The 17,275-nt window shown below is 73.7% G+C and carries 14 protein-coding genes and 1 pseudogene; 9 read left to right on the top strand and 6 right to left on the bottom strand.

Translation table 11 applies throughout. The annotated features are described in order from the left end of the window. Nucleotides 1-168: 168 nt before the first annotated feature. A complete protein-coding gene (locus E0F75_RS33685; RefSeq protein WP_229314761.1) occupies nt 169-609 on the top strand; it encodes a hypothetical protein in 441 nt (146 codons plus the stop codon). A 36-nt stretch (nt 610-645) separates the two neighbouring features. Here the strand turns inward: E0F75_RS33685 and E0F75_RS33680 are convergent, their stop codons facing one another. Together E0F75_RS33680 and E0F75_RS33675 are read right to left on the bottom strand one after the other, a co-directional pair. Then, on the bottom strand, nt 646-3,792 hold the full coding sequence (locus E0F75_RS33680; RefSeq protein ID WP_229314760.1) for a sacsin N-terminal ATP-binding-like domain-containing protein: 3,147 nt from the start codon (nt 3,790-3,792) through the stop codon (nt 646-648). A 715-nt stretch (nt 3,793-4,507) separates the two neighbouring features. Continuing rightward, nucleotides 4,508-5,437: a DUF3027 domain-containing protein gene (locus E0F75_RS33675; RefSeq protein WP_229314759.1), complete on the bottom strand. Its 930-nt coding sequence runs from the start codon at nt 5,435-5,437 to the stop codon at nt 4,508-4,510. Nucleotides 5,438-5,874: 437 nt separating this feature from the next. Between E0F75_RS33675 and E0F75_RS33670 the strand changes: the two genes are divergently transcribed. From E0F75_RS33670 to E0F75_RS33655, 4 genes are all read left to right on the top strand, one after another. Then, on the top strand, nt 5,875-7,254 hold the full coding sequence (locus E0F75_RS33670) for an MFS transporter (protein ID WP_229314758.1): 1,380 nt from the start codon (nt 5,875-5,877) through the stop codon (nt 7,252-7,254). Nucleotides 7,255-7,395: 141 nt separating this feature from the next. Continuing rightward, entirely contained in the window at nt 7,396-7,875 is a 480-nt protein-coding gene (locus E0F75_RS33665) for a DUF2771 domain-containing protein (RefSeq protein WP_141297222.1), read from the top strand. Between the two features lie 7 nt (nt 7,876-7,882). Beyond that, nucleotides 7,883-8,638: a futalosine hydrolase gene (locus E0F75_RS33660; protein ID WP_229314757.1), complete on the top strand. Its 756-nt coding sequence runs from the start codon at nt 7,883-7,885 to the stop codon at nt 8,636-8,638. Beyond that, entirely contained in the window at nt 8,635-9,489 is an 855-nt protein-coding gene (locus tag E0F75_RS33655; protein WP_229314756.1) for a 1,4-dihydroxy-6-naphthoate synthase, read from the top strand. Before E0F75_RS33660 ends, E0F75_RS33655 begins: the two co-directional genes overlap by 4 nt. A gap of 71 nt (nt 9,490-9,560) precedes the next feature. Here the strand turns inward: E0F75_RS33655 and E0F75_RS40485 are convergent, their stop codons facing one another. Both E0F75_RS40485 and E0F75_RS33645 read right to left on the bottom strand, forming a co-directional pair. Further along, nucleotides 9,561-9,944, bottom strand: a complete 384-nt coding sequence (locus E0F75_RS40485; RefSeq protein WP_030322122.1) for a cold-shock protein — start codon at nt 9,942-9,944, stop codon at nt 9,561-9,563. 238 nt (nt 9,945-10,182) lie between these two features. Next, nucleotides 10,183-11,850, bottom strand: a pseudogene (locus tag E0F75_RS33645) (IS200/IS605 family accessory protein TnpB-related protein). Between the two features lie 180 nt (nt 11,851-12,030). Between E0F75_RS33645 and E0F75_RS33640 the strand changes: the two are divergent. Then, on the top strand, nt 12,031-12,303 hold the full coding sequence (locus E0F75_RS33640) for a hypothetical protein (RefSeq protein ID WP_229314754.1): 273 nt from the start codon (nt 12,031-12,033) through the stop codon (nt 12,301-12,303). A gap of 9 nt (nt 12,304-12,312) precedes the next feature. Here the strand turns inward: E0F75_RS33640 and E0F75_RS33635 are convergent, their stop codons facing one another. Next, entirely contained in the window at nt 12,313-12,945 is a 633-nt protein-coding gene (locus E0F75_RS33635; protein ID WP_229314753.1) for an HAD family hydrolase, read from the bottom strand. 127 nt (nt 12,946-13,072) lie between these two features. Here E0F75_RS33635 and E0F75_RS33630 point away from each other — a divergent pair, with 127 nt between their 5' ends. From E0F75_RS33630 to E0F75_RS33620, 3 genes are read left to right on the top strand one after another with little or no spacing between them, the layout of a single operon-like run. Further along, nucleotides 13,073-14,077, top strand: a complete 1,005-nt coding sequence (locus E0F75_RS33630; RefSeq protein WP_229314752.1) for an iron ABC transporter permease — start codon at nt 13,073-13,075, stop codon at nt 14,075-14,077. Continuing rightward, nucleotides 14,074-15,162 (top strand): iron chelate uptake ABC transporter family permease subunit, encoded by a 1,089-nt coding sequence (locus E0F75_RS33625; RefSeq protein ID WP_229314751.1) that lies wholly within the window; start codon nt 14,074-14,076, stop codon nt 15,160-15,162. Before E0F75_RS33630 ends, E0F75_RS33625 begins: the two co-directional genes overlap by 4 nt. Further along, a complete protein-coding gene (locus E0F75_RS33620) occupies nt 15,159-15,980 on the top strand; it encodes an ABC transporter ATP-binding protein (protein WP_229314750.1) in 822 nt (273 codons plus the stop codon). Before E0F75_RS33625 ends, E0F75_RS33620 begins: the two co-directional genes overlap by 4 nt. A 124-nt stretch (nt 15,981-16,104) precedes the next feature. Here E0F75_RS33620 and E0F75_RS33615 read toward each other — a convergent pair whose 3' ends face one another. After that, the gene (locus E0F75_RS33615) at nt 16,105-17,223 is read right to left on the bottom strand and encodes a hypothetical protein (RefSeq protein ID WP_229314749.1); all 1,119 of its coding nucleotides are present in this window, start codon (nt 17,221-17,223) and stop codon (nt 16,105-16,107) included. Nucleotides 17,224-17,275 lie beyond the last annotated feature (52 nt).

Genomic DNA, 17,275 nt, shown 5'->3' with positions numbered 1-17,275 from the left:
CGGCCTCCGCCGCCGGGTCAAGGGTGGGCGCAGCCCATCGGCGAAGCCGACGCGACGCAGGAGCGCCCTTGACCCGGCGGTGGAGGACGCCACACTCGGAAAGAGGGCGGCCGCACCCGAGCCCCGCAAAGTCGGATCACCCCAGGCTCCGTCCGGCACCCTGGGCCCATGCGAATCGTCGAGCAGCTCTGGAATCGTGGCGAGGTGCCGTACTGCGACGGGCTCTACCGGGCGGACGGCGCCGGCTGGGAGTTGTGCGTCGACGGGCCCGGCGCGTATCACCCCGACGCCGGGCAGCCGATTCCCTTCCGGGTCGGTGAGCCCTTCGACGTGGCCGAGGTCGTCGCGGAGTACGGCATTTGCGAGGTGGACGTCTGGTTCGAGAGTCCCTTGCCCGACGGGTCGGGGTGGGTTCTCGGCGGAGGCGGCGGGATGGGCAACGTCGGTCACCTCGCCCGTCTCGACGGCGACCGCTCCTTGCGGTGGGTCGCCCTCATGGAGAGCTCCAATCCGTTCCTCGGCGTGCGCCACGACGGCACCCTGGCCGTCTTCACCAACGACTGGCGCAATCTGCTCACCCTCGACCTCGCCGACCCCGCCCTCCGCTGACCCCGCCCGCGACGCCGACCCCGCCCTCCGCCGGTCTCAGTCGAACCAGCGGTCCCTCGCCAGTTCCGCCGTCCTCGACGGGTCCTCCAGCAGGGCCGCCACCTCGAAGCGGCGCGGCCACTGGCCCGCCGACCAGGCCAGGCCCGCCGCCACGCCCTCCAGGGTCGAGGCGTGCACCACGCCGTCCGCCGTGCGGCGCCAGTCGAGTTCCGTGTCCGCCGCGCGGAGTTCCTCGTGCTCGATGTACGTCGTGGGGGTCGTCGGGCCCAGGAGGGTCCGGACCGAGTCCGGCACCTCGTGCTCCTCGCCCACCGTCACCACCTCCGCCTCCACCGCCTCGCTCAGCCGCCTCACCTGGAACAGCTCCGCCAGGTCCGCCGCCCGCGCCGGCGACACCGGCAGCAGCGGCACCCCGCCCGTCAGCGGCAGCAGGTCCGGCGCGTCCGCCACCATCGCCTCCGCCGCGTCCACCACGACCACCTCGCCGTCCACCACCGCGCGCAGCTCGTCCGGCAGCGTCACCTGCTCCGGGTCGAGGTCCGCGAGGGCCGTGTACAGCGCGTGGAGTTGGGCGTCCGTGACCTCTCGCGAGGGGTCCGCGAGGCGTGTCAGGAGTTCCGCCGCCCCGCCCGGCTCGTCGAGCAGCGCCGCCACCGACGTGCGGACTCCCAGCGCCCTCAGGACCTGCTCGTCCTCGAAGCCGGTCGCGTCGGCGGAGTCGTACAGACCGATCAGGAGCGGGTCCGTGCCCGCCGCCCGCAGGCCCGCCGGGCGGCGGCCGTCCAGGACCGGGTGGTCGCGGAGCCACCACGCCGTGTACGAGCGGACCGTCTCCGTCGTGCCGTCCGGCAGCAGGATCCGTACGGGCTGGGTGAGGGCGTCGCGGAGAGGGGGCTGCGCCAGGAGGGCCAGCGCCTGCGGCCAGGCGTCGTCGTCGACCAGGTCCAGGTCCCGTACGGCCACGATCTCCGTCGCCACCGGCGGCACCGGCGTCTCCGGCAGCCGGTCCAGGACGTCCTCGCACCACACGTCGACCGCGTCCAGGAGCCCCGCGTCGTCCGGCTCCGGGTAGTCGCCCTCGCGCGGCTCGACCTCGTCCGGGTCGAGGAGGAGGTCGGTGGCGCGGACCAGGGCGAAGGCGGCCAGCACTCCACAGGCGGCGAGGGGCTGTTCGCCCCAGCGGGCGGCCAGTTCGCCGTCGACGTAGGCCAGTTCGTCCTCGCGCATGACGGCGGCGAACGCCGAGCCCGGCATCACCAGCTCGCCCGCCGGGGAGAGTTCGCCGTCCTCGTCGGGCAGCGCCAGTGCGCCCAGCCAGGGCTCGTCGCCCGGGTCGAGTTCCGCGTCCCGGACCAGGGCGAGGACGGTCTCGACGAGTTCGTCCGCGTCCAGGGTGTCCGCGTCCTCGTCCCAGATCTCGCCCGCGTCGAGGGAGGCCGCGACCGCCGCCCGTACCTGTGGGGTCGTCAGGACCGCGCGGGGCGTGGCGGGCAGGGCGCCCAGCTTCTCCAGGAGCGGGTGGGCGGCCTCGGGGTGGGCGACCTTCAGGCCGAGCCGGGTCAGCTCGGCGGGGGTCCTGTCCTGGGGCAGGAGGACCTGGCGGGGGCCGATCGCCGTACGGATACGGGCCCCTTCGGCGGCCTCCGCGAGCGGCACCGGGAGGCCGGACAGGCGGTCCGGGTCGACGCCGGCGAGGGAGTCGTACAGGCGCCACCACCACGTCGGGGGGCGGTCCACGCCGGCGAGGCGGTCGATCGCCTCGGTCAGGGGTACGCGGCCGACGCCGAGGGTCCGGAGTTCCGGGCGGCGCTCCAGGCCGGCGGGGAGCAGGGTCGGGAACACTTCGGCGAGGACCTCGACCGTGTCGGCGCCCGCGCCCTCCGCGACCTCGGCCTCGATCGGGCGGAGTGCGGGGAGTTCCTCGGTGGGGGCGGCGGGCGCCAGGAACGCGACCCTCGGCAGCCGGTCCAGGATCGCCTCGCGCAGGGCCCCGTCGAGGGGGCCCTTGCCGAGCGGGCCGGGGACGAGGTCGAGCGTGGCGGTCGTCACCGGCTGCCACTCGGCGAGGAGTTCGGCGTACGCGTCGGCCGCGCGCTGCACCAGGAAGTCGGTGAGCCGGCCGGGCGCGGGGTGCCGCCGCGCGGTGTCCAGGGGCAGGGAGGCGATGAGGAGCGCGGGGATGCCGAGGGGTTCGTCGGTGGGTGTGGGGGCGTGCACGACCGGGGTCGTACGGGGGTAGCGCGGGGCTCCCTCCGGGTCCACGGGTACGGCCCAGGTGACGGACCAGTGGGGGCGCAGGCGCTCCTCGACCGGTCGGTCCTTGAGGAGTTCGGCGTCGAGGGGCCCGCCGTGGGAGACGGTCCGCCAGCGGTGGGTGCCGGTGGCGGAGTCGACGATCTGTACGTATCCGTCGTCCTCGGAGCGGCGGAGGGTCCGTACCCCTTCCGGGGTCTCCACGACGATCTCCGCGAGCCCCGGAAGGGTGAGGAGGAGGGCGTCGTCGACGGAGGCGAGGAGCCGCTCGGCGAGGTCACGGGCGGCGGTGTCGCGGAGCGGGAGGACGACGACGGTGTCGTAGCCGTCGGGGGCGGTGCCCTCGGCGGGCAGCGGGAGCCGGAGGAGGGGTACGTGGCCGTCGCGGCGGCGCAGTTCGTCGCCGAGGCCGGGGCTGTACCGGGCGGAATCGGCGGCGAGTTCGCGGGCCTCGGCGAGGGACCAGCGGACGCCGCCGTGGCGGCCGAGGACGGCGGGCTCGTCGGTGACGGCGAGGACGGCGGCGAAACCGACGCCGAACCTGCCGACCGCGCCGTGGGTCTGCTGCTCGCGCTTGGCGGAGGCGCGGAGGGTCGACAGGGACTCGACGCCGGTGGCGTCCAGCGGGGCGCCGGTGTTGGCGGCGGCGAGGAGGGCGGGGCCCTCGTGGTCCGCGGGGTGCAGGGTGAGCCTGAGGCGGCCGGGGACGCCGGCGCGGTGGGCGGCGTCGGCGGCGTTCTGGGCGAGTTCCACGACGAGGCGGTCGCGGTAGCCGCCGAGGGCGAGGTCCTCCTCGGCGTTGGCGTCCTCCCGGAACCGGGCGGGGGACGCGCCCCAGGCGTCGAGCACACCCCGCCGCAGCCGGGCGGTGCCGAAGGGATCGGTTCCGTCGGTCGTCGTCCGGACGCTGACGCTCACGTCTGACTCCACTCTGCGGGGCGGTGATGGTGCGGGGACCCGGGCCGGGGGGCCAGGGTGTGAGCCTTTGGACCCGGGGCCCGAAGGTACCGCGCTCGGGGGCGGGGCTTTTGCCGGGGCGCGGTTGGGGGCGGGGGCGTGCGGGGGCGTGTCCTTACGTCCAGGGTGCATCGGGGTGGGCTGGGCTCGCGCGCCGCCGTCGGGGTCGCTCCTCGTTGCGGGCTGTCGTCCCGCCGGGGCCGCGCGTACGCTCCCGGGCGGCGCCCCGTGCCAGGGCCCAGGCTTCCGAGCCCTGACCCGCACCCCTTGTGCATCGAGCCAGTGGTGCGGGTTCAGGCACAAGGGGCGGAGGCGCCGCCAGAGGGCGCCGTCCCGTGTGCCCACCCGTCCCGCCCCAGCGGGACGATTGCCCGCACGGCGGGGCGGCGAGGGTGCGGGCGCAGCCCACACGGCGGGTGGCGGGAGGGCATCGCCCAGCGGGGCGCGGGTCCGGCAGGGGACGGGGTGGGCGAAGCTCGGCGAGGTGCGCCGCCGCGCAGGACCGCCCCACCCGCGCGGCAGGCCGCCGGGGGTGGGTCCGCTGCATCCCGTACGGGTGGGCCCCCCCGGGGGCGCGGCCCCCGGGCGGTCGTGGGGTTCGGGTGGCGGGGCCGCCCGGTTGGGGGCGGTCATACCGGGCCCGGGCAGCGCCGCCCTCGCCAAGCCCCGGGCCGCGTGGCCCCCGGGGTTACGAGTGGCCCAGGTCTTCCGACATCGCGTCCGGTTCCGTCGTCGAGCCGGAGTCCTTTGCCGGGCGGAGGGGGAACGCGTCCGCGCCCATCGAGTCCAGGACCGGCGGCGCGGGCCGCGGCGGCTTCGGCATGATCGCGGCCTCCGAGTGGCCCCCGCAGCCGTACGAGAGGGACACGACCCGCCCGTCGGCCGGGGCGAACTCGTTGGCGCAGATGCCGAACGTCTGCTTCAGGGAGCCCGCCAGCGGCACCAGGAACGCACAGGACTCACAGGTGGCCGGAGCCGCCTGGGCCATCGGGGTGCGGGCGCCGAAGGACTCCTCCCAGCGGTCCGCGGCCAGGTGGAGCCCGTACCGGGAGAGGACCCTGGCCCGGCGCATGCCGAGCTCCTCGGCGACCGCGGCGATCGCGCCCCGCGAAGGGGTACGGGCGACGATCTCGGCGTCCTCGACGTCGAGGTGGTCCGCCAGCTCCTCCGACACCACGGAGTTCGGCGGCGGCGCGTCCTCGCCCGAGTAGCCGGGCTCCAGGCGCAGGTCGTCCGCCTCGGTCGGCAGCAGGTCGCCGGGGCCCATGTCGCCGGGCCGCAGCCGCTCGCTCCATGGCACCCACTCGGGGGCGAGGAGCGCGTCGGAGCCAGGCAGCAGGACGGTTTCGTCAAGCGTGACGTTCTTGGCGCGGGAGGCCCGCGTGACCGTCACCGCCCAGCGCCAGCCCCGGTAGCCGGGCTCCTTGGACTCGAAGTAGTGGGTGACGACCCGGTCACCCTCGGCGACCACTTCGACATGTGCGCCGACGATCCCGGGGGCGGCCGCCTCCTCGGCGGCCTCCCGCGCGAGTTCTACGGCCTCGGCACACAGGCGGTCGGGGATACGCGTGGCTCGCGGGGTACGCGGGGTACCGCTTCGCGTCGTCGCAGCACTCACAGGTCTCGCTTCTCTCCTACGCCGTCTCACGGGTGCGCCGGCCGAGGGGCGGGAGCGAAGCCACGGGCGGCGGGCGGAGCGGACCTGTGGGCCGCATCGACGTCCGCGCACCCGACCTGTCTCGCGTGTCTCGGGCACACCTATCGCCATCCATTCTGCGGGATGCCGAAGAGGCGCGCGGCCGAGAGCTTCCGCCGGTGACGCGCTACGCACGCTACCCCGTTCCCGGGCCTCAGCCCACCTGCCCGCCCCAAGTGGCCCGGATCGCGGACGCCCGGGGAGCGGTCGGAGCGCTGTCCCGGGGGTGAACGGGAGGGTCCGAGAGCGACTCACGCACCGCTCCGACCCCCTCCGATGCGGCCGGCGACATCGTCCGAAGTGGCCCTCCACCGCCGCGCCACGGTTCGTCCGGCGCGCCGGTGGGGCACTATGACGGAGTGGCAGCCGCACGGTCCCCCGCACGATCCGAAGATCATGCCGGGCCGCTCCGCCGAGCGGGCCGGAAGGTCGGCCGCGCCCTGCACCTGCCCTTCACGGGGACCGCGAAGGGCATCCGCAAGGCCACCCACGCCCACGGCGCGGGCGAGTCGGGGCTCGGGAAACTGATCGAGCTGCACGCGGTGAACGGCGCCGGCGACGTCATGATCACCGTCGCCCTCGCCTCCACCGTCTTCTTCTCCGTCCCCACCGACGAGGCCCGCGGCCGCGTCGCCCTGTACCTCGCCGTCACCATGGCCCCCTTCACCCTGCTCGCCCCGGTGATCGGCCCGCTCCTCGACCGCATCCCGCACGGGCGGCGCGCCGCGATGGCCGGCGCGATGCTGACCCGGGCGGTCCTCGCGATCATGATGTCGGCGGCGGTCGCCACCGGCGGCATCGAGATGTACCCGGCGGCGCTCGGGGTCCTGGTGGCCTCGAAGGCGTACGGGGTGGTGCGCAGTGCCGTCGTGCCCCGGCTCCTGCCACCGAACTTCTCGCTGGTGAAGGCGAACTCCCGGGTCACCCTGGCCGGGCTGCTCGCGACCGGTATCGCCGCGCCCATCGGCGCGGGGCTCCAGGTGCTCGGGCCCCGCTATCCGCTGTACGGCGCGTGCGCGCTGTTCCTCCTCGGGACGTTCTGGGCGCTGCGGATGCCGCCCAAGGTGGACTCGGCCAAGGGTGAGCGGCGGGCGCATCTGCTGACGCACGGCGAGCGGAAGCCGAGCCTGCGGACGGTGGGGCCCTCGGTCCTCCATGGTCTGCAGGCGAACGCGGCGCAGCGGATGCTGTCGGGTTTCCTGATCTTCTTCCTCGCGTTCCTGCTGCGCGAACATCCGCTGTCGGGGCAGAGCGCCGCCGTCTCGCTGGGGATCGTGGGCGTGGCGGCGGGCGTGGGCAACGCCTGCGGTACGGCGATGGGCTCGCTCCTGCGGGACCGGGGGCACGGGCCGGAAGTGATCATCGCCACGATGATCAGCGTGGTCTGCGCCACGGCGATCTGTACGGCGATCTTCTTCGGCGGGCTGATGGTGGCCGTCCTGGGCGCGGTCGCGGGCCTCACCCAGGCCCTGTCGAAGCTGTCCCTGGACGCGCTGATCCAGCGGGACGTGCCGGAGGTCGTACGGACGTCTGCGTTCGCACGCTCCGAGACGGCGCTGCAGATGGCGTGGGTGGTGGGCGGCGGGATCGGCATCGCCCTGCCTCTGAACGGAACCCTGGGCATGGCCGTCGCGGCCGGAATCCTGGCCACGGGCGCGCTCCTCGCCGTACGGGGGCTGCTCGCGGAGGCCCGGCGGCGGCCGGGACCGAAGGGGCGGTCGAAGACGCGGGTGGCGTAGGGATCGCGTGCACCGACCGCTCCCGCGCCGCTTCGTCCCCGCTCACCTGCGCGCTCGTTCGCCGCCCTCGTTCCGGTACCGGACAGCGGCACGCCGTACCCCCGCGTGGCGCGGGCGCGGCGGCCCGATAGCCTTCGGCTCATGACCGTTGCGTTCTTCTCCGGCTCGCGCCGCCGGGCCGCCGTCGCCCTCGGGGCCGTCTCCGCCGGGCTCCTCGTTCTCTCCGCCTGCGACAAGCCGACTCCGATCGCGACCGTCACGGTCGGGTCCGACTCGATCCACTCCGAGGCCGCCTGCTACAACGACGGCGACGCCATCAAGGAGTCGCAGATCCAGCAGTGCCTCAACAAGAAGGCCGAGAAGTCCATCACCGTGGCGATGGACGACAAGATCCGCTTCGGGGTCGACCCCGAGATCGCGGACAACGGCTGGACCATCTTCCTCGGCGGCCAGCAGGCCGAGCCCGAGCCGTACAAGAAGACGTACCGGACCATTCCGGCCAGCGCCTTCTTCTCCAGCCAGACCGGCGAGGCCACCGACAACACCCAGGTGACCATCGTCGAGAACACCGGCAAGAAGCTGACCGGTATCTGGCACTTCCAGCTGAAGAAGGAATCCTGATCCTCCGGTGGTCCACCGGATCCTGATCGTGACGGCCGTTGCGGCGGAGGCGGACTCCGTCTCCGCCGGCCTCGGCCCCGGCGCCCCCGAGCTGCTCCCGCTGCCGGGGGGGCTCGTCCTGCGTCGGCACACGAACGCGCCGGACGATCGCGTACTGATCGACGTCCTCGTCGGCGGGGTCGGACCCGCCGCCGTCGCCGCCTCGACCGGGACCGCGCTGGCGTACGCGGCGCTCACCGGCACCGACACCCCCTACGGCCTCGTCGTCTCCGCCGGGATCGCCGGCGGGTTCCAGCCCCTCGCACCCCTCGGGTCCGTCGTCGTCTCGTCGGCCGTCGTCGCCGCCGACCTCGGCGCCCAGACCCCCGACGGGTACCTCACCGTCGACGAGCTCGGCTTCGGGCGGTCCCTCCACCCCGTGCCGGAGGCCCTGACCGGCCGGATCGCCGCCGCCCTGGACGCGGCCGGCCGGCCGCACACCGTCGGGCCCGTGCTCACCGTCTCCACCGTCACCGGCACCGCCGACCGCGCCGCCGAACTGGCCGGACGCCATCCCGGAGCCGCCGCCGAGGCGATGGAGGGCTTCGGCGTCGCCGAGGCCGCCGCCGCGTACGGCGTGCCCGTGGTCGAGATCCGGGCCGTGTCGAACGCCGTCGGCCCCCGTGACCGCGCGGCCTGGCGCATCGGCGAGGCCCTGCACGCGCTCCGGCGCACGTCCGAGCTGCTCAGCAAGACCGTCTTCCTGGAGCTGGAGCCGTCGTGACCAAGCTGAAGATCGCCTACTCGCCCTGCCCGAACGACACCTTCGTCTTCGACGCCTGGGCCCACGGCCGCGTCCCGGACGCCCCGCGGCTCGACGTCACCTTCGCCGACATCGACGTCACCAACGGCTGGGCCGAGAGCGGCACCGACGGCCACGACGTCCTCAAGGTGTCGTACGCCGTGCTGCCCTGGATCCTCGACGAGTACGCGCTGCTGCCCTGCGGCGGCGCCCTCGGCCGCGGCTGCGGGCCGCTCGTCCTCACCCGGGAGGACGCGACCGGCGCGGATCTCGCCGGGAAGACGGTCGCGGTGCCGAGCGAGCGCTCCACCGCGTATCTGCTGTTCCGGCTCTGGGCGGCCGAGAAGGTGCCGGGCGGGGTCGGGAACGTCGTCGTGATGCCGTTCCACGAGATCATGCCCGCCGTGCGCGACGGCAAGGTCGACGCCGGGCTCGTCATCCACGAGGCCCGCTTCACGTACAAGAACTACGGGCTGCACTGCCTCGCCGACATGGGCGAGCACTGGGAGTCCACGACCGGTCTGCCGATCCCGCTCGGCGCGATCGTCGCCCGCCGCTCCCTCGGTGCGGAGACCCTGCGGCGGCTCGCCGACTCGGCCCGTACGTCGGTGCGGATGGCCTGGGACGACCCGGCGGCCTCCCGCCCGTACGTCATGGAGCACGCGCAGGAGATGGACCCGAAGGTCGCCGACCAGCACATCGGGCTCTACGTGAACGAGTTCACGGCCGACCTCGGCGAGCACGGGTACGCGGCGGTCCGCGGGCTGCTCACCCGCGCCGCGGCCGAGGGACTCGTACCGCCCCTCGGCCCGGACGCGCTCGCCTTCCCGTAGCCCGGGACCGCCGGACGGAGTCCGGCAGCCGCCCGAAGCCTGCGAAGCAGTGCGAGGGCGGCCAAAGGAACTCAGACGTCCAGCTGGTCCGCGACCGCGCGCAGCAGGCCCGCGATCTTGGCGCCCTGCGTCTTGTCGGGGTAGCGGCCGCGCTCCAGCATCGGCGTGATGTTCTCCAGGAGCGTCGTCAGGTCCTGCACGATGGACGCCAGTTCGTCGGGCTTACGGCGCTGTGCCGCGGCGACGGAAGGCGTCGGGTCGAGGATCGTGACGGACAGTGCCTGGTCGCCGCGCTGGCCTGCGACGACCCCGAACTCGACCCGCTGCCCCGGCTTCAGTGCGTCGACTCCGGCAGGGAGCACCGACGAGTGGACGAAGACGTCGCCGCCGTCGTCGCGGGAGAGAAAGCCGAAGCCCTTCTCGCTGTTGAACCATTTGACCTTGCCGGTAGGCAAAGCACGCACCCCATTCCACCAGTTAGCCAAACCACTGTCTTCGCAGGTCAGGCTATCTAGCGCTTGCTCGTGCCTGCCGTGTCGCCTGGAAGCCTCCCCGGCTCTGTACCCCCCGTCAAGCCACTCCATCCATGTCTGTCACCAGGAGTGCCCGACATGGCCGGTTGTGTGATCGGGGCGGGAGGAACGCGGAATACGCGCATCGCGCCAGACCCGCTAGCCGGGTGATCGGGCCACCCTAGCCGGATGCGTAGTGAAACCATTCCTGAAGGCTGAGCGGGAGTGAGTCCTGTTGCCAGATCTCGAGCTCGGCCGCGTATCCCGAACGGTGTTGGGCACGCTGGTCGCCCGCTTTCGCTTCGCGTCCGGGCGGCACGCATCGTGTGCGTGGTCCGGGAACGCGGGGGCGGGGTCCCTCACGCCCGAGAGCATCCGGTCGGGCCTGGGCGGTCCGATGCCCCGCAGCATCACTCTGGTGCTGCGGGGGCGGTGCCGTCCGTCGCCGGATCGGGTGTCCTTGGGCGCGTCTTCCGATCGCCACGGCGGCAGCATCGTGGCGAGTGGATCTGCGAGTGGTGCTGGTGAGCGGTTTCTGCCAGTGTTGGGCGCCCCACTTGCTGGTGTAGGCGGGGTCAACAGCAATGACACTGATGCCGGTCCGGTCTGCCATGGAAGCGAGTCGGGCGCGGAGCTTGCCGGTGGGCATGCCGGAGATCAGCTGCCGGAACCGTCGCTTGCGGCCGTGTTTCTCCCTGGTCTTCTCCGCCTGGAAGTTCAGGTCTTCCACCGCGATCGCGGCCACGCCGCACGTCTTGGCCCAGTTCAGCAGCCGGGACAGGGCGTGGCGGACCTGCGCGTCACAGTGATCGGCGGCGCCTGACAGGTCGTAGAAGAAACGGCGTGGGTTTCCGACGGGGTTGCCGTGGGCGTCGAGGCGCCAGGCGGCGAGGTGGTCGGCGTTGGTGTCGACACCGATCACCCCCTGGGCGAGCGCCACCTCCAACGGAACCGTCGGGGTGAGTGAAATCTGCCATGAGGCAGTCAGGTACCAGCGGCCCCGCGTCGGGTCGTGATGGATGCGGTACGCGATCGCCCGGTTCGTCTCCACACGATCGGCCCACTCGCTGCCCCGGTGCGCGAACCGCACCCGTGAGGAGAGGGCGTACCGGCCGTGCGGGGCGTTCGCCAGCCCAGCCAGCGGCGCGGGAAGCTTGATACTGACCTCGCCGTCGGGGGTGACGCGGATGGTCTCGTTGCCGTACCGCTTCCCCGACTCCCCGTCCGCCGAAAGGAAGCAGCGCTCCGCCTCCCACCGCTCCCGCCACTCGGCCTCGGTGAGCTGGGCATCAGCGAGGTGATGGCGGGTATTCAGCAGGCGCCTTCCGCCTCGGACCACCCGCACACGTCCTGCCCGCCAGTCCGCCACAGCAGCGGCATGCCGGGCTTCCAACAGAGCCAGTCGCCGGGACTTCGCATGCCACTCCCGCCGCGACCGGTAGCCACCCGGCGCCCGCTTGCTGCCCTTGGCCCTCACAGGCAGCGACAGCCGGTGCCGGAGCATTCGCATCCCCGCCTCAAGCTCCTGGACATGCGCCGCCTGACAACGCCGCCCGAGCGCCCACTGATCATGAGATGCCTTCGTCACCGCACCCGCCCACCGCGACGACGACTCCGGCGTCAGCACTCGCTTGCGTCCCGCCCACGACCGGGCGGAATGCCCCAGGCCATTCGCGCAACGCGCCTTCAGGTCCCGCGAGGCCAGCGCACCCAGATGCGCGCCCACCAGACGCAGGACCTCTGCATCCCGGTCTGCGAGATCCTTCAACCGGTCCCGCACGGTGACACCGGTGGGACCAGGCACGACGAACGGCGCAGCAGGCACGCGCAGACCCGAAACCGACCCCATCCTGCCTCCCCCGACCCAAAAATGCGTCAGCCGTAGAGGTCAACGAACCATGCCGGAAAAGGTCACGTGTTCCTACTTTGAACACCTAATCGCTACAGTCTTCTCGCCAACCACCAACGCAGCGACGCCCGCATCACACCCTCATACGCATACGCAGCATTACGCGGAAAAGAGCCACCGTTGAACACTTCTGCCGCACAGGCGAACGACAGCGCTCCGGGTGACGGGCTCGTCAAGGCCGGTGTCATCCTCTTCGCCATCGGCGCGGTGGCGACGCTGGTCACCGTGGCTCCGCTGTTCCTGGGTACGGACCCGTTCCCCACGGTCGCGTACACCGTCTCCATGCTCATGGGCGTCGGATTCGCCGTCGCCGCAGCCGGGGTGCTGCGCTCGATCGCGGCTCAGCGGCGGCAGGCGCGGGAGGGTGCGGCCACGCCGGTTCAGGCCGGATAGCGCCCCCGTTCAGGCCAGGTACCCCTGCCACCAGGCGCGGAAGTCCGTCAGGTCGGTGAGGACGACGTCGGCGCCGGCCTCCGCCAGTTCCTCGGGGGCGCAGGGGCCGGTGGCGACGGCCACCGAGAGGGCGCCGGCCGTGGCGGCGCCGCGGACGTCGCCGATGTGGTCGCCGACGTACACCTGGGCGCCGTGGGCGCGCAGCGCCTCGGCCTTGCCCTCGGCCCACAGGCCGCCGACGAGCGCGTCGGGCTCGATGCCGAGGTGCGCGAGGTGCAGCTCGGCGTGCGGGCCGTTCTTCGCGGTGACGACGATGGTGCGGCCGCCCGCTTCGCGTACGGCCTGGAGCGCGTCCCTCGCGCCCGGCATCGGTGCCGAGGGCTCGATCGCGTACGCCGGGTAGAGCGCGCGGTAGCGGGCCACCATCTCGGTGACCTGGTCCGCGGGGACCCAGTGGGCCATCTCGTGCTCCAGGGGCGGGCCGAGGCGGTTGACGACGAGGTCCGCGTCGACGGGGACGCCGGACTCGGCCGAGAACGCCTCCCAGGCGGCCTTGATGCCGGGGCGGGTGTCGATCAGCGTCAGGTCGAGGTCGAAGCCGACGGTGAGCGGGGCGGAAGCCTTGTCCGTGGAGGTCGTCATACCGCCATTCTCGGGGACCCTTCCGGGGGACCTACGGCCCGGGTGTTCGAATATGGCTGCTGCTTACACTGAGCCAAGCCTTACCAAACCCGCACCGCCCGATCCCCGCACCACCCGATGGGTCCTGATGCCAGCCGCTTTCCGTTCCAGACGGGTCCTCGCGACCTCGGCGGCTCTCGTCGCCCTGCTCCTCGCCGTGCTCCTGAGCCTCGCCGTCGGTGCCCGGGCCATCGCCCCTTCCACGGTGTTCGACGCCCTCCTGCACGGCGGTACGAGTCCCGACGCCGAGGTCGTACGGCAGCTCCGGGTGCCGAGGACCCTCATCGGCCTGATGGTCGGCGCGGCGCTCGCGCTCGCCGGTACCGCCCTGCAGGGCATCACCCGCAACCCGATCGCCGACCCCGGCATCCTCGGCATCAGCCAGGGCTCCTCGGTCGGCGTCGTCCTCGCGATCGCCTTCTTCGGGGTGCACTCGCTCACCGGATACGTGTGGTTCGCCTTCGTCGGCGCCGCGCTCGCCGCGGTCGCCGTCCACGCCATCGCGTCCAGCGGGCGCGGCGGGGCGACGCCGGTGAAGCTGGCGCTCGGCGGGGCCGCGATCAACGCGCTGCTGCTCTCCGTCACCACCGGCATCCTCACCACCAAGGCCTCCGCGCTCGACGAGTTCCGGTTCTGGCAGATCGGCTCCCTCGACGGGCGCGACGCCCAGATGGTCGGCCAGATCTGGCCCTTCCTGCTGCTCGGCGCGCTCCTCGTCGTCTCCGTGGCGCGCGGGCTCGACGCGCTCGCGCTCGGCGAGGACGTCGCCAAGGGGCTCGGGCAGCGGGTCGCGACCGTGCGGATCGTCGGCGGGATCGGCGCGACCGTCCTCACCGGCGCGGCGGTCGCCGCCGCCGGGCCGGTCGCGTTCGTCGGCCTCGCCGTCCCGCACATCGCGCGGGCCGTCGTCGGCTCCGACCACCGGTGGGTGCTGCCGATGGCCGCGGTCATCGGACCGGTGATGCTCCTTGTGGCGGACGTCGCCGGGCGGATCGTGTTCCCGCCGGGCGAGGTGCCGGCCGGGGTGATGACGGCGCTGATCGGGGTGCCGTTCCTGGTGACGCTCGTCCGGCGGAAGGCGGTGGCGGCATGAGCGCCCTCTCCCCCGTCCGGCCCGCGAAGGGCACGCTGCGGCCCGCCGGGTACGGGCTCGTGCGCGCCGGCGGCGCCTCGTTCCTGGTGCACCGGCGGTCCGCCTTCGTCACCGTGGGCCTGCTGCTGCTCCTGGCCGCGGCCTCCGTCGCGTACCTCTGCGTCGGTGAGCGGTTCGTCGCCCCCTCCGAGGTCGTACGCATCCTCCTCGGGGAGTCGTCGCCTTCGACGTTCGTCGTGGCGGAGCTGCGGGAGCCGCGGCTCGTCGTCGCCCTCGCCGTCGGCGCGGCGTTCGGGGTCGCGGGCGCGCTGATCCAGACCGTGGCCCGCAACCCGCTGGCCAGCCCCGACATCATCGGCATCAGCCAGGGCGCGGGGGCGGTCACCGTCGCCGCGATGACCTTCGGGCTCAGCTCGTACACCGTGCTGCCGTACCTCTCGATCGCCGGCGGTGTCGTCGCCGCGGCGCTCGTGTACGTGTTCGCGTGGCGCGGCGGGCTGCACGCGACGCGGTTCGTCCTCATCGGCATCGGGTTCGCGATCGCGCTGCGGTCGCTCACCACCCTCTTCATGACCAAGGGCGACTTCCTCGTCGCCCAGCAGGCCCAGATCTGGATGACGGGCTCGCTCAACGGGCGCGGCTGGGACGAGTCCGCGCCGATCCGCTGGACGCTGCTGCTCATGCTGCCCGCCGTGCTGTGGGCGGCCCGCGCGCAGCGGACCGTCTCCCTCGACGACGACACGGCGACGGCGCTCGGCGTACGCCTCGGGCGGGTCCGGCTCGGGCTCGTCGCGGTGGGGGTCGTGCTCGCGTCCGTGGCGACGGGCGTCGCGGGCCCGGTCGACTTCGTGGCGCTGCTCGCGCCGCAGATCGCCCGCCGCATGACCCGTACCGCGCAGATCCCGCTGCTCGCCTCGGCCCTGACCGGCGCCGCGGTCGTCGTCCTCGCCGACCTGCTCGGCCGGCGGATCCTGTCGCCCGTCGAACTTCCGGTGGGCGTCCTCACGGCGGCCGTCGGCGCCCCGTATCTGATCTGGCTCATCGTCCGGAGCCGTACCGCAGCATCCGCAGGAGGCAAGGCGTGAGCAGGCTGACCGCGCGCGAGCTGACGCTCGCCTACGAGGACCGCACCGTCGTCCACGAGCTGGACCTGGCGATCCCCGACGGCAAGGTGACCGTGATCGTCGGTCCCAACGCCTGCGGCAAGTCGACCACCCTCCGGGCGCTCGGCCGGCTCCTCAGGCCGGCGGGCGGCGCGGTCCTCCTCGACGGGGAGGAGCTGGCGAAGCTCCCGACGAAGCGGATCGCCCGCTCGATCGGGCTGCTCCCGCAGACGCCGGTCGCGCCGGAGGCGATCACCGTCGCCGACCTGGTCTCGCGCGGCCGCCAGCCGCACCAGGCCTGGTGGAAGCAGTGGTCGGAGGAGGACGAGCGGGCGGTCGTCGAGGCGATGGACCGCACGGACGTGGCCGCGCTCGCCGACCGGTCCGTGGACGAGCTGTCGGGCGGGCAGCGGCAGCGGGTGTGGATCGCGATGGCCCTCGCCCAGGAGACGGACCTGCTGCTCCTCGACGAGCCCACCACCTACCTGGACATCTCCCATCAGGTGGAGGTCCTCGACCTGGTCCGCCGCCTCAACCGGCTGCGCGGCCGCACGGTCGTCCTCGTCCTCCACGACCTGAACCAGGCGGCCCGGTACGCCGACCATCTGATCGCCATGAAGGCGGGCCGGGTGGTGGCGGAGGGGCCGCCGGGGGAGATCGTGACGGAGGAGCTCGTACGGGACGTCTTCGGGCTTGCGTCGGTGGTGGTCCCGGACCCGGTGACGGGGTCGCCGCTGGTGGTGCCGGGGGCGCCGTGGCATGCGGATGCGGACGTGGACGCGGAGGTTTCTGCGGGGTGAGTCACCGGGCCGGGCGGGGGGCCGGCGGGGGCTCTTGAGGGGTGGGCCGAGCCCATCCCCTCAGTGCCTCCGCCCCTCCGTGCCTCCCGTTCCTCAGTGCCTCCGCCCCTCCGTGCCTTCTTCCTCAGTGCCTCCGGGCGCGCCACAGCAGGAACAGGGCCGACGCGACCGCCGCGCCCCGGAGGACCCAGGGCCAGGTCTCCGAGACCGCCGCGCCCATCGCCTCGCCGCCCGCGGCCACCGGCTCGCCCCAGCGGCCCTCCACGCGGCCCCACAGCCAGGCCGTGCCGGACGCGGCGGCGAGGCCCGGGATCACCAGGACGGCGCCCTTGACCTCGCCGGGGGTCAGCCGGCGGGAGGCGTACGCGATGAGCCATCCGGCGGCCAGGGCGACGAGTGAGCCGAAGAGCGCGCCGCCGAGCAGGAGGAGCGCGGCGAGCAGGACGAAGGGGCTGGCGAGGCGGAGACGGGAGGCCGGGGCCGCCTCGGGCTCCGCGTCCACGTCGGCGTCCGGCTCGGCCTCGGGGGCCGACCGCTTGCGGCGGAGGAGGATACGGGCGAGGCGGCGGCGCTTCCCGGGAGACGGGTCCGGTTCGTCGTCGGCGCCCTCCCGGTCCTCGCCCTCGTCGTCGTCCTCGTCGTCCTCGGCGACGGGTTCCTTGAAGAGGTCCGGTCGCTCGACCCCGCCCACGAAGCCGGGGAGGCCGTCGGCGGCGTCGGCCTGCCACCAGTCCGTGTCGGCACCGGCTCTGGCGAGGCCCAGGGTGTCGGTGGTGCCGGTGGTGGCGGTGACCGTGGCGTCCGGGGCCGGAGTCGGCTTCGGCCCCGCCGGCGGGGCCGCTCCCTCGCGGGACCGGCGGCTGCCCGGCACCCACCCGAGGCGCTTGCCCTCGCGCTTGCCCTCGCGCTTCTCCGTCCGCTCCGCCGCGCGAGGCTTCGGCACGGGCTTGCTCACCGGCTTCCTCACCGGCTTCTTCGCCGCTGTCGGTGCCGTCGTCGACGGCGGCGCCGCGCCCGGGCCCTCCGCCCGTTCCACCACCTCGTCCGGGGTTCCCAGCGCGCCGAGGATGCCCCGTACCGCCGCCGGGCTCTCCTCGCCGTGCGTGGCGCGACGGCGGTCGATCTCGTTGCGGAGGGTGGACACCAGCCGCATCCGGTCGCTCGCCGGCAGCTGGCGCTGCTGGGCCAGATCGCCGACCCGGCTCAGATAGTCGTAGACCAACTGGTCGCTCTCGATCCCCACGATGCCCCTCCACAGCCGGTTCGCCCGGTACGGCCCGACGTTAGCGCCTGCG

Source organism: Streptomyces sp. CB02980 (assembly GCF_014451325.2).
Lineage (GTDB): Bacteria > Actinomycetota > Actinomycetes > Streptomycetales > Streptomycetaceae > Streptomyces.
Note: the sequence above shows the minus strand (reverse complement) of the source record. Positions and strands in the feature narration are given on the sequence as shown.

Bases quoted from the DNA above. Each gene is read 5' to 3' on its own strand.
- E0F75_RS33685 (WP_229314761.1), top strand. From the start codon at position 169: ATGCGAATCGTCGAGCAGCTCTGGAATCGTGGCGAGGTGCCGTACTGC.
- E0F75_RS33665 (WP_141297222.1), top strand. From the start codon at position 7,396: ATGACCGTTGCGTTCTTCTCCGGCTCGCGCCGCCGGGCCGCCGTCGCC.
- E0F75_RS33635 (WP_229314753.1), bottom strand. From the start codon at position 12,945: ATGACGACCTCCACGGACAAGGCTTCCGCCCCGCTCACCGTCGGCTTC.
- E0F75_RS33630 (WP_229314752.1), top strand. From the start codon at position 13,073: ATGCCAGCCGCTTTCCGTTCCAGACGGGTCCTCGCGACCTCGGCGGCT.
- E0F75_RS33625 (WP_229314751.1), top strand. From the start codon at position 14,074: ATGAGCGCCCTCTCCCCCGTCCGGCCCGCGAAGGGCACGCTGCGGCCC.